This window comes from Radiobacillus sp. PE A8.2 (assembly GCF_045635475.1).
Taxonomy (GTDB): domain Bacteria; phylum Bacillota; class Bacilli; order Bacillales; family Amphibacillaceae; genus JBJGXI01.
The window spans coordinates 1-11,978 of record NZ_JBJGXI010000080.1 but is presented as its reverse complement, the minus strand read 5'-3'; the positions used below and the strand labels follow the sequence as shown (position 1 = coordinate 11,978).

Genomic DNA, 11,978 nt, shown 5'->3' with positions numbered 1-11,978 from the left:
CTATACATTGGGTATGTTGTTTGTTATAGTTGGGGGGAATAAGCTTAGGAGGTTACATTTTGGCAAATATATATGATAGTGCGTATGATTTAGAAAAGGCAATTAGAGAAAGTGAAGAATTTACTGAATTGAAGCAAGCTTACGAAACAGTAATGGGTGACGAATCAACTAAACAGATGTTTAATAATTTCCGGACAACCCAAATAGAGCTTCAGCAAAAGCAAATGCAAGGACAAGAGATCACTGAAGAAGAAGTTGAAAAAGCGAAAAGTGTAGTAGAACTTGTTCAACAAAATCCGGATATCTCTAAGTTAATGGAGCAGGAGCAACGGTTAAACACGTTGATTAATGACGTAAGTAGAATCATTACTAAACCATTAGAAGAATTGTACGGTGCACCTGAAGAACAGTAAAAACGAAACCTTGCCTAACTGGGCAAGGTTTTTTACTGGAAATTATAAAATATACTAAATGTGGTAATCGCACTAAGGAAAGCTACATTGAATATACACCGCAGAAACAAGTGATTTTATTGTTTCGAGTCCCAGACGACCGTAAGTCGATAACCGGCGTTCTGCGCTTTTGTTCCTGCAAGAAAACAATACATGATCTTCATTTTCCGATATTAAGTCACATTTACAATGAAACTTAAATTCTTCACATATAAATGGAACCTTAACGAAACTATATCCGTATATGACAAATAGGAAGGAGTGTTGATACGTGACATTACAAATAAGCAAAGTTACCAAGCAATTTGGACAATTTAAAGCTGTTGATGATTTATCATTAGAAATACCTAGTAAGCAAATTTTTGGCTTTTTAGGAGCGAATGGAGCAGGAAAAACGACAACTTTTCGAATGATTCTAGGCTTGTTAGATGCCACAGACGGAAAAATCATGTGGAATAATGAGCCGATAAATTACTCGAATAGTGACAAGATTGGGTATTTACCCGAAGAACGAGGGTTGTATCCTAAGCTAACAGTTAAGGATCAGTTGGTTTATCTTGGACGGCTAAGAGGGATGAATAAAAACCAGGTGATATCTGAGCTCAAGATGTGGTTAGAAAAATTTAATGTGTCTGATTATCTTGATAAAAAAGTTGAAGAACTATCCAAAGGGAATCAACAAAAGATTCAATTTATCTCCGCTGTCATACATAAGCCAAGCTTATTAATTCTTGATGAACCTTTTTCAGGATTGGATCCAGTTAACGTAGAGATGCTAAAAAATGCTGTTGTTGAATTAAATGATCAAGGAACGACGATTGTTTTTTCATCACATCGTATGGAGCATGTAGAGGAATTATGTGAACACTTATGTATTGTGCATAAAGGAAAACCGGTTGTTCATGGTGCATTAAAAGAAATAAAACGCTCATTTGGAAAGAAAAATTTATTTGTACATGCCGATTTTGAATTGGACAGCCTTGCTAAAATTGCAGGTGTCATTAATTATCGAGCAGTTCCTGAAGGCTGTGAATTACAAATTGAAAATGAGGAAGTTGCTACAGAAGTGTTTGCAGCCCTTCAAGGCAAAGGGTTCGTAAGGAAATTTGAGCTAGAAGAACCATCTTTAAACGATATTTTTATCGAGAAAGTAGGTGCTTCCTATGAATAAGTTTTGGGTTGTACTATCGCACACGTATATGAGTAGAGTGAAATCGAAATCATTTTTAATTACAACAATTATTACCTTGTTGTTTATTTTAGCAATGACAAATATTCAATCCATTATTGGTCTGTTTAATGAAGACGAACCTACTAAGATTGCTGTTGTTGATGAATCCAATGAGATTTATGAATCACTTAACGATGTTTTGCAAACTAGTGACGAGGACATCGAATTAATTGCTTATACGAGTGAGCTTAGTAATGCAAAACAAGAATTACGAGACGGCACTTATGATGCGTTACTCTATATTACGGTAGAAGATGAGTTGCCAAATGCAACTTATTATACAGCTAGGATCGATACGGGATCAACAAGCAATATGATTGAGCAGCAATTACAGCAGATTAAAATTGCGCGTGCCACAGAAAAAGCAGGACTTGACCAAGCAGCGGTTCAGCAAATCTTTACTCCTGTTGCTTTTGAGAAAGAAGCATTACCAACAGAGGGGGGAAACGTAGGGGAGGTCAAATCGGAAGAGGAATTAAATAGTGCACGTGGATTAGTTTACGTTATGCTATTTTTATTGTACTTTGGTGTACTAATGTACGGCAATATGATCGCAATGGATGTAGCAAATGAAAAGACGTCAAGAGTCATGGAAATACTAATATCTAGCACGTCTCCGATTGGACAAATGTTCGCTAAAATCATCGGTATTGCCTTGCTCGGATTAACGCAAATCGGTTTATTTTTAACGGTTGGATTTATACTAATCCGCCAGAAGCAAGATCAGTTGGTCGGTGGAATGTTTGAATACTTCGGACTTCAGGATGTACAAATGTCAACGTTTATTTATGCGATAGTCTTTTTCCTGCTTGGCTATCTGATCTATGCGACATTGTCTGCTATGCTAGGATCCCTTGTCAGTCGGATTGAAGATGTACAACAGCTAATGCTACCACTCACATTTTTAATTATGATCGGTTTCTTCTTGGCTATGTTTGGTTTATCTGTACCTGATTCTAAAATGGTTGTTATATCTTCCTTCATCCCGTTCTTTACACCAATGTTAATGTTTTTGCGGGTTGGGATGCTTGATGTCCCGTTTTGGGAAGTAGGACTTTCCATCTTGATTATGATTGTGACCATCATAGTTCTAGCTATTATTGGCGCAAGAGTGTATAAAGGTGGCGTGCTTATGTACGGTAAAGCCACATCATTAAAAGATATTAAAAAGGCATTGCAGTTATCGAAGAATGAGTAATATAACAAAAGTCCAATTCAACTGAATTGGGCTTTTGTTATTTGCACTTTTCGTAGAGTTTGTTGCTTTTTATTACATATTTGAAGTGAAATCCGTCGTAACGTAGTGCTCGTGATTTCCGCTCCAGGCAGTCGCTTTCCGCGGGCACGGCTTCAGCTAACTCAGAAGCAAAGTGCGCTTCTGAGTGGATCTTCAGCTCGCACTTTTCCCGCTGGAGTCGACTGCCTGGAGCTCCAATCACCCGACGCAAAGAACACTCCCGTTAGCAGCGGAGGAAATCCACTTCGACTCCTGCGGGACTAGTGGCGTAAGTGAGACCCCGCAGGAGCGAAGCGACGAGGAGGCTCACTAGCCCCCCGCGGAAAGCGAAGTGGATTTCCGGAGCGGGTTAACCACTCTCCAAGTTACGACGCATACTAGCTATTTTGCTCATTTACAACAATCTCTTAGAAACATCTTTATTATTTTATCAAATCTAATCCTATCAACGAACGTGCATTCGCGTTTTCTGTCTGGTAAAATATAGTTGTATCTTTGAAAGAGAGAGGAATAATACGATGAGTAAAATTTCATTTATCCACTGTGCAGACTTACATTTAGACAGCCCGTTTCGGGGGCTAAGTCACATAACAGATCATATGTTTAAAGATATTAGAGAAAGTACTTTTGCTAGCTTAGATGCATTGGTACAACTAGCTGTTGATAAAAAGGTTGATTTCGTCCTTATTGTAGGTGATTTGTTTGATAGTAACCAGCAGAGCTTAAAGGCATATATACATTTGCAACGTGCACTAGAAAAGTTAAATAAACATAATATTTTTGTGTATCTTTCTTATGGAAATCACGACTACATAAATGGTCAAACCTTTGAAGCGGATTTTCCTGCTAATGTTCATGTGTTTTCGTCTGAGAACGTGACCACTGCTACTTTTACAAAGCACGGCAACGTGTTAGCTAATATCTACGGGTTTAGTTATGAGGATAGAGCTGTTATAGAAAACAAATCATCAGAGTTTCAACAAACAGGGGAATCTCCGTTTCACATTGGTATGCTTCACGGGAGTATCTCCAGTAATACCGATCATGATATTTATGCTCCATTTTCATTAACTGACCTTAGCAGCAGTGGATTTGACTATTGGGCGTTAGGTCATATACACGTTCGTGAGATTTTGAAAAAAGAGCCACTTATTGTCTATCCAGGTAATATACAAGGTCGGTCACGAAAGGAATCTGGGGAAAAAGGCTGTTATTTAGTTGAAATGGATGAACAAGGCGCGGAGCTAGAGTTTTACCCGTTACAACAAATCAAATTCGAAACCATTTCATTGGATGTTAGTGCTCATAAATCCCCTCATCACCTAGAGCAATGCTTAGAAGAGGAACTTAAAAAAAATAATGATTTAGGAAGGCTTGTCGTAACATTACATTTAGGTAGTGAAACAGAATTTTTACAAGCATGGCACCAATCAGGAGAATTAGCTGAAATAATTGACCTTGTGAATGAATCATTTGAACTTGATCATTCGTGGATTTATATACAAGACTATCATGTAATTAATGAACCAAGCTGGGAGCGTGATGAACTTGTGAACGGCGAGCATTTCATAGGTGAATTGCTCCGGCTTGTCGATATTAGTAATACCGAAGATATCGAAGGGCATATAGAGCCATTAGTGCGTCATAAGCAGGCAAGGAAGTTTGTAGAGGTTTTAAGTGACGAAGAAATGACTGATATTAAATATCAAGCAGAACAGTTACTTCTCCATCAGTTACTAGGAAAGAAGGGCTAAACATGAGAATATTATCGGCTCATATCTATGGATTTGGAAAGTTGCAAAACTATGAAATGAATTTTCAAGTAGATTCTATTGTTGTATTCGCTGGAGATAATGAATCTGGTAAATCGACCCTTCGCCAGTTTTTATTGTTTATGCTGTTTGGATTGGCACCGAAACAAAGAGAAGCATTTCGTCCGAAAACTGGAGGGGAAATTGGAGGTAAAGTGACGCTATCGACAGAAAAAGATGGCGACTTTGTTGTAGAACGATTACACGATCGCAATAATGGCCAAGCGGTCTGTTTTTTGCCAAATGGTGAAAGTAAAGATGAATCATGGTTAAAGGACAGGCTGTTTGGCATGACTCGTGAAACGTTTCAATCTATTTTTTCCTTTGACTCCAATGACCTTAGCTATTTACATTCGCTACATGCTTCAGAACTTGGTGATGTACTATTAAACATTGGCATGACAGGCATGGATAAAATAGCTACTATTGAAAGAAAATTAGATAATGAATTAAGTCAGCGCTTTCGCCCGCAAGGTAAAAAACCGGAAATAAACGATCAACTGCACCGTGTGGATCAGTTATATCGAAAATTACTAACCATGGAGCAAGAAGAAGTATCTTATCGTGACAAAAAGGTAACACTACAAACCGTTTCCGATGAGCTTGAGCGATATAAAAATGAAGTAGATACACTGCAGAAACAAAAAATACAAGTAGAAAAAGAAATACAGACAAATCCGTTAATGGTAGAAGCATACAATCAAAGCAAGCAATTTGAAAAATTACAGATTGGGCATAAGTTCCCTGAGGATGGTTTACTTCGTTATCAAACCCTGAAAGATAAGTTGTTACCGCTCAAAAGTGAAGAAGCATTAGTTCTAGATAATCTGAAGAAATATCAATCGGAGTTACATGCAGTTTACGACCAAATTGTAAGTGAAGAAGAAAATAAGGAAATACAGACTTTACTCGAACAGCAAGCAGCTTATCAACAACAACAACAAAGCCATCAGGCACAGCAAAGAGAAGTTAGGGCTATTAAGGGAGAAATTGTAGCGGAGATAGAAAAGCTTCAAATCGGATTACGGTTGCAGGATTTAGAACATATTTCTTTTCCTTTTCATATTGAAGATACTTGGAATCAGATAAGAATAGAAAAAGATCAGTGGAATGGTGAAGTCGAAAAGATTGATCAAGAATTAATGGAAGTAAAACAAGATTTTAGAGAATTAGAAGATCAAAAGCGAGTCTGTAGAAGTCAAATGATGGATGAGCACACATATTATGAATTAGAAGCGAAGCTAGCACAAGCAAGAGAAGCGGATAATGATCGCCTACGTAATCAATTGCAGCTTGATCAAAGAACAGAATGGAATGCACGTAGAGTGAAGCAGTTAAAACTATCTTCGGTGATACTGATGATTAGTTGTCTGTTTGGTATCGGTCTAGCGATTTATGGTGTAATGATTGATAATTATTCGTTATTGATGCTTGGAACATTATTAGCTGTAGTTGGTATCGTTCAACGCTTTTGGACAACTCATACTCATCGCTTGATGAGAGAGTATTTATCTGATACAAATAACCAATCAACTGATATACATATAGATGCTGATGAGCGTTTAAATAGTGAACGAGCAATAGAAGTACAAAAAAAATTGAGAGATCAATTAGCTTCCTTACAATCGAAGGGGAAGGATTTACAAGCTAAATTGCTCAAGTTAGAGGAAAGAAGAAACTTTCTGTTGGAGAAACAAGAGCAATTGCAACGGAAAGTGAATGAACAAAAGAGAATCTATCCATTTCTTGAGTCGGTTGCTATCGAGTATTGGCCAACATTATATCATCGTCTATCGAATGCCCTAGATAAGCTTAAAAAATATAATCAAATTATAGCTGAAATGACTGAACTTGAATTTAGCATTAACAACTATGAGATCCAATTGCAAGCGTTTTTGGTAAAGCGTAATCGGGAAGGAGTAAGCATAGACATACCATATCTCCATGAACTAGCTGATCAACAACTAAAGCTTAAAAGTACTAGTGAACAGTATCAACAATGGATAGTACAAAGTGAAGAACATCGAAGACAGCTTGCTAAGAAAATGCTACCGTATCAACAAGAAATTGAAAAACTATGGAAAATTGCAGCGGTTGAAAATGAAGAAGATTTCCTAAAGAAGGGTAATCAAAATAAAGAGCTAGACTTGGTGAGTGAGAAGTATAAATCAACAAGTGACCAAGTTAAAAATATATTACCTGAAGCTGCTATCGGAGAGATTCCTATGATGCAACCCAGGGACGGTTGGGAGCTTGAACAGCAGTTAAATGGCATCACAGAACTAATCGATGACATCACACAAAGAATAGAAGTTAGACGAGAACAGAAAGCGAATATAAGGGCAGAGTTGGGTAAAATGGAAAGCTCAGAGGATTACTCGATTTTAAGGCACCGCCTTCAAATAGAAAAAGATCAGCTTCGACAGCAGGTGAAGGATTGGGCAATATACCAGGTTGCGAAAGGGTTGTTGGTAGAAACAAAACAGCAATTTCAACAAAAATATTTACCAAGAGTACTTGAACAAACAACACATTACTTTCGGATATTAACAAATGAGAATTATCGTTTTGTCTTTCCACCACAAGAAGGTGAATCACTTCTTGTAGAGCATGCAACAGGAACTCGGTTTGAAGTCAAGGAGTTATCGCAAGGGACAAGTGATCAATTGTATGTTGCGCTTCGACTAGCTTTAAGTGAAATATCAAGTGCGACACACGCAATGCCGTTTTTTATAGATGATGCTTTTGTTCACTTTGATGAAAAACGCGCTAAAATAATGCTTGATATTTTGTCATCAATTGCAAGAAAACAACAAATAATTTTATTTACGTGTCAGCCATTTATTAAAGAATATGTAAATCGTATGGAAGCATCTGTCGTAGAAAAAATATAAAAGTGAATTAGCATTATGCTAAGAATAATGCTAAAATATTGAGAAAATAAGGTGTTTTAGTATTTGGAGGGGCTTCTTTTGTCAAACCATGAATTAAATAAAGAATGGGAAGCTTATGAAGAAATAATTGATAAGTTTGTACAAGTTATCGCAAAAAATATGAATTTATATGGAATTGCACCGTCTATTGGACGGCTTTACGGTGCCTTATACTTCGCAGAGGAGCCAATGACATTAGATGATATGCGTGATGTTATGGCGATGAGCAAAACGAGCATGTCGACAGGGGTGCGAGCCTTAGCAGATATGAAAATGGTTGAACCTGCTTTCAAGAAAGGTGTTCGGAAGGATTTGTACAATTCCGAGGAGGATTGGTATAAATCATTTACAACTTTATTTGGGAGTCGCTGGCGACATCATACGGAAACCAATATTGATGAAGCGGAGGAAGCGATACAAGAATTAATCATGATTAAGGAAAACACTACTGATCAAATCTTGATAGCAAAAATTGATAAAGACATAGATCGCTTAAAGTATGCTCAGAATTACTATAGGTGGCTAATGAGATTTATTCAGGTCGTGGAATCAGGGGAAATTTTTAAATATGTTCCACGACATGATAAATAATAACAATATCTTGCCACTTGCTTCCTGGTGTTTTTTTTAAAACTTTCACACAACTATAAGCAGCTGTAAATATTTGTTGTAAGATAATTTTAAATTGATTCACCTACATGATAAGAGCCCTTACTAACGTATTAAGATAAGGGCTTTATCATTAGATAAGAATAAAATTTGAGGAGGAATTACGTTGAAAAAAGGAATAGCTTATTACAATATTGGAGAACTTTTTGATTATTATATGTTAGTTAAGGCTGCAACTAAAGGAATGGCAAGCAATGGCAAACCTTTTTTAACACTTATATTAAAAGATGTTACAGGTGAAATTGATGCAAAACTATGGGAAGCAACCGACGAGGATGAACAGTTATTTCAAGCTGAGCAACTTGTAAAAGTTACTGGTGAAGTAAATCAGTATAGAGGACGATCACAATTGAAGATCCATTCTATTCGTCCAGCTCAGCCAACCGACGGTGTACACCCGACAGATTTTATAGAAAAAGCACCAGTTCAAAAAGAAGAGCTCATGGAACGGTTAACCGAATTTATTTTTGAAATACAAAATCCAAATCTTCAAAGAATCGTACGCTACTTTATAAAAAAATATCAAGAGGATTTATTAGTTTATCCTGCTGCAGTAAAGAACCACCATGAGTACGTCTCTGGTTTAGCCTACCACGTTGTCTCCATGCTAAAGTTGGCAAAAGAATTGAAACACTTGTACCCTGAAATTAACCAAGACCTTTTATACGCTGGTATTGTCGTTCATGATCTTGGCAAACTTAAAGAATTATCTAGTGTAGCTACTCCTTCTTACACTTTAGAGGGAAAATTACTTGGTCATATCCCAATAATGATTGAAGAAATAGGACATGCTGCGAAAGAGTTACAAATTGAAGGAGAAGAAGTATTAATATTACAACATATGGTTCTAAGTCATCATGGGAAAGCAGAATGGGGAAGCCCAAAAGCACCACTGGTAAGGGAAGCGGAGCTTTTACATCTAATTGACTTAATTGATGCAAAAATGAACATGTTGAATCGTACGTTAGATAAAGTTAAACCTGGTGAGTTTACCGAGCGTTTATTTGCAATGGACAATCGCACATTTTATAAACCTAGTTTTGAAGATTAGTAGTATAGCTAATCATAAATCTCTGTTTGTCGCATATATTTCTAGCATATAGGACAAGGGGAGGAAACGAAATGCTTTTTGGTGTCCCATGGTGGGTATTCCTGTTCATTTTGTGTATTGCTTTTTGTGGGTATATGTCGTTTAGAGCAATGATTGCTGAGCGACAATTAGAAAAATTTTATATCGAACGTGAAGGAAAGGTTTATCTCGATCGAATTAAGGATGAACGAGACAAGAAATCTGATGAAAAAAGTAAAGAGGTAATATCAAGCTGACCAAACAAAGGGCCGCTCTATTTAGAGAGCGGCCCTCGATATTATTCAGCTGTTTCTGTTCCTGATTCTGTAGTTTCTGGAGCAATTTCTGTTTCAAAAAGATCTTTGAATTCTTCGATTTTAACATCGATATTAGCGTCATCCATGATTGTTTGTAGTTTCTCTTGAGCTTCTGCATTACCAACTTTACTTAACGCAATTTGTCTTTTTAGATCATCAGAGATCTCATCAAGTGGTTGTACCTCTGTCTCTACGTCACGTTTATCTGTAACTTTAATCACGTGCCATCCGTGCTCAGATTTAACAGGTTCACTTACTTCATCAACTTCTAGTGCATATGCTGCATCTTCAAATTCTTTTACCATTGCACCAGCAGTAAAGTAACCTAAGTCTCCACCTTTTGCTGCTGAGGAGTCAGTAGAATATTCTGCTGCTAGTCCAACAAAATCTTCTCCATTATCTAATTTTTCTTTGACTTCATTAGCTGTTGCTTCATCTTCTACTAAAATGTGGCTTGCTTTAATTTCTGTCTGCATGCGATCGTATCTTTGTTGAATTTCCTCATCTGATACTTCGATGCCTTCAGTGATTGCTTTCTCTTGTAATAAGCTTAATAACATTTGCTCACGATAAGCATCTACACTGCTAAAGCCACTTTGCTGCAGAAGAGATGCAAATTGCTCGCCATATTGCTCTTCATAGTCTGCAATTCGATCTTCAATTTCTTGTGTTTCTTCATCAGAAATCCCGTACTCTCCTTCAAGTACTTTCTTTAAAACCATTTGTTGAAGTACTTGTTCACCACTTGTAGCTTTTAATTCTTGGTAAAATTCTTCTTTTGTCACGTCACCTGATCCTGTTTCTACAACAGCTTCTGAATCATCTTGTGGCTCTGAAGAGCACGCAGATAGTGTAAGTACTCCAGCTGTAATCGTTGCTGCGATTGCTAGTTTTTTCATGTATTTAACACTCCTAATCTCAAATGTTTTTCCTATTGGGCAGTACTTTACAACCCCTTGCAATACTATAACACATTTATATAAAAAAAATATAGCAATCATATAAATTACATACTTTTTACTAAATTGAGTCAAGTGCCTACGCAATAGAGGTTCTGCAAGCATAGGATAAGTAGTAGAGATAAAGGAGGTGTTTTCATGGGTGCAGCTTATAACAGCGGTTTTGCATTAATCGTTGTACTTTTCATTTTGTTAATTATCGTTGGTGCAGCGTGGTTATAATAATATGAATCAAAAGGAAGCTTACCTATATGGTGAGCTTCCTTTTTTCATAGTGATAGTATGTAGTTTAGTATTAAAATCAACTATTTAAGTAAACAAAACCTCAATATATGATGATATTAATAATATGGTAATTAATACATTGATCGTCCGAAAAAAGTTCGGTTGACGTTCTTTAGACATTTCTGTACGTAAACATAAAGAGTGTGTTAGAGAGTTGAATAAAAATAATACTACTAGGGCAAAAACAGCAAATATGATTGCCATAATTATGACCTCCTTATACGCCTATATAGATAACTTTATCAAAAAATGAACATATTGAACAGTTTAAAGCAGTAAAAAAGTAAAAAAGTACACACCATATTATATTTTACGTGGTGTGTACTTTAGTACCAATTAAATTAAAATATCATAACCATCTTTAGCATTTTCAATAATACACTTTCTTGGCGCCTTCATCATGTGAATGGCATAGATAAAATCAGTAAATGATAATCCAATATTTATGGAAGTAAACAAGATAATATAAGCATAATATTCAACAAATATATAGCTGGCAATTAAACCAGGTATTGTAATAAAGATGGTTGGTGCTAATAATGCTAATACTGACATTCTTTTAGACATTTTTGATTTCGTAAGATAGGAAAATATAGGAATGCATCTCATTCGCATACGCATTTTTACTTTTATTTTTTTATTCCCAATAATTAATGGAAGAATGTGCATCATCTTATGCATCATCGGTAATGCCAACATGCCCAATAATAAAGGAAGTACACCATGATCTTGAAAACTGTTAGAGTGATGAATCATAGAAAAAGGTAAATATAGAAATATAAAAGACAAGAGTCCTAATATTAACGAAATAATATAAATGCGATTATGACCGAATTCCCTTGAAACGTTCACCGTTTTCCAGCAATTCATCGTCCTTCCCCCTTTAAGCAAATGCAATTTAGTATTTATAATGATCGTACTGGAAGTTCCCTCAACGAATAATAGTACGTTTTGGCAAGGAAATCAATAGCTTTTACAAAAAAATAATTAAAAGATATAAATAACTATACATTAA

Annotated in this window: 12 protein-coding genes; 9 read left to right on the top strand and 3 right to left on the bottom strand. The window is 36.2% G+C overall.

Going from position 1 to position 11,978, the window contains the following annotated elements; translation table 11 throughout:
* Positions 1–59: 59 nt before the first annotated feature.
* The 8 genes from ACI6MV_RS24225 to ACI6MV_RS24190 all read left to right on the top strand — a co-directional run bounded on the left by ACI6MV_RS24225 (position 60) and on the right by ACI6MV_RS24190 (position 9,659).
* Complete coding sequence (locus ACI6MV_RS24225; protein ID WP_407272888.1) at positions 60–413, top strand: YlbF/YmcA family competence regulator; 354 nt, start codon at positions 60–62, stop codon at positions 411–413.
* Positions 414–723: 310 nt separating this feature from the next.
* Positions 724–1,623, top strand: a complete 900-nt coding sequence (locus ACI6MV_RS24220) for an ABC transporter ATP-binding protein (protein ID WP_407272887.1) — start codon at positions 724–726, stop codon at positions 1,621–1,623.
* Entirely contained in the window at positions 1,616–2,881 is a 1,266-nt protein-coding gene (locus ACI6MV_RS24215) for an ABC transporter permease (RefSeq protein WP_407272886.1), read from the top strand. The genes ACI6MV_RS24220 and ACI6MV_RS24215 overlap by 8 nt, the downstream gene beginning before the upstream one ends.
* A 557-nt stretch (positions 2,882–3,438) precedes the next feature.
* Complete coding sequence (locus ACI6MV_RS24210; protein WP_407272885.1) at positions 3,439–4,674, top strand: metallophosphoesterase family protein; 1,236 nt, start codon at positions 3,439–3,441, stop codon at positions 4,672–4,674.
* A gap of 2 nt (positions 4,675–4,676) precedes the next feature.
* Positions 4,677–7,625, top strand: a complete 2,949-nt coding sequence (locus tag ACI6MV_RS24205) for an AAA family ATPase (RefSeq protein WP_407272884.1) — start codon at positions 4,677–4,679, stop codon at positions 7,623–7,625.
* Positions 7,626–7,703: 78 nt separating this feature from the next.
* Positions 7,704–8,255, top strand: coding sequence for a GbsR/MarR family transcriptional regulator (locus ACI6MV_RS24200; protein WP_407272883.1), 552 nt, complete (start codon positions 7,704–7,706; stop codon positions 8,253–8,255).
* 184 nt (positions 8,256–8,439) lie between these two features.
* Positions 8,440–9,384, top strand: a complete 945-nt coding sequence (gene yhaM, locus ACI6MV_RS24195) for a 3'-5' exoribonuclease YhaM (protein WP_407272882.1) — start codon at positions 8,440–8,442, stop codon at positions 9,382–9,384.
* A 71-nt stretch (positions 9,385–9,455) separates the two neighbouring features.
* The gene (locus ACI6MV_RS24190) at positions 9,456–9,659 is read left to right on the top strand and encodes a sporulation YhaL family protein (protein ID WP_407272881.1); all 204 of its coding nucleotides are present in this window, start codon (positions 9,456–9,458) and stop codon (positions 9,657–9,659) included.
* A gap of 41 nt (positions 9,660–9,700) precedes the next feature.
* On the opposite strand, the gene ACI6MV_RS24185 is transcribed toward ACI6MV_RS24190, so the two are convergent.
* Positions 9,701–10,618 carry a peptidylprolyl isomerase gene (locus ACI6MV_RS24185; protein WP_407272880.1) on the bottom strand — a complete coding sequence of 306 codons (918 nt, stop codon included), beginning with the start codon at positions 10,616–10,618 and terminating at the stop codon, positions 9,701–9,703.
* 198 nt (positions 10,619–10,816) lie between these two features.
* Here ACI6MV_RS24185 and ACI6MV_RS24180 point away from each other — a divergent pair, with 198 nt between their 5' ends.
* Complete coding sequence (locus ACI6MV_RS24180) at positions 10,817–10,900, top strand: YjcZ family sporulation protein (RefSeq protein WP_407272889.1); 84 nt, start codon at positions 10,817–10,819, stop codon at positions 10,898–10,900.
* A gap of 87 nt (positions 10,901–10,987) precedes the next feature.
* Here the strand turns inward: ACI6MV_RS24180 and ACI6MV_RS24175 are convergent, their stop codons facing one another.
* Positions 10,988–11,167, bottom strand: a complete 180-nt coding sequence (locus ACI6MV_RS24175) for a hypothetical protein (protein WP_407272879.1) — start codon at positions 11,165–11,167, stop codon at positions 10,988–10,990.
* Positions 11,168–11,299: 132 nt separating this feature from the next.
* Complete coding sequence (locus tag ACI6MV_RS24170) at positions 11,300–11,833, bottom strand: DUF3267 domain-containing protein (protein WP_407272878.1); 534 nt, start codon at positions 11,831–11,833, stop codon at positions 11,300–11,302.
* Positions 11,834–11,978 lie beyond the last annotated feature (145 nt).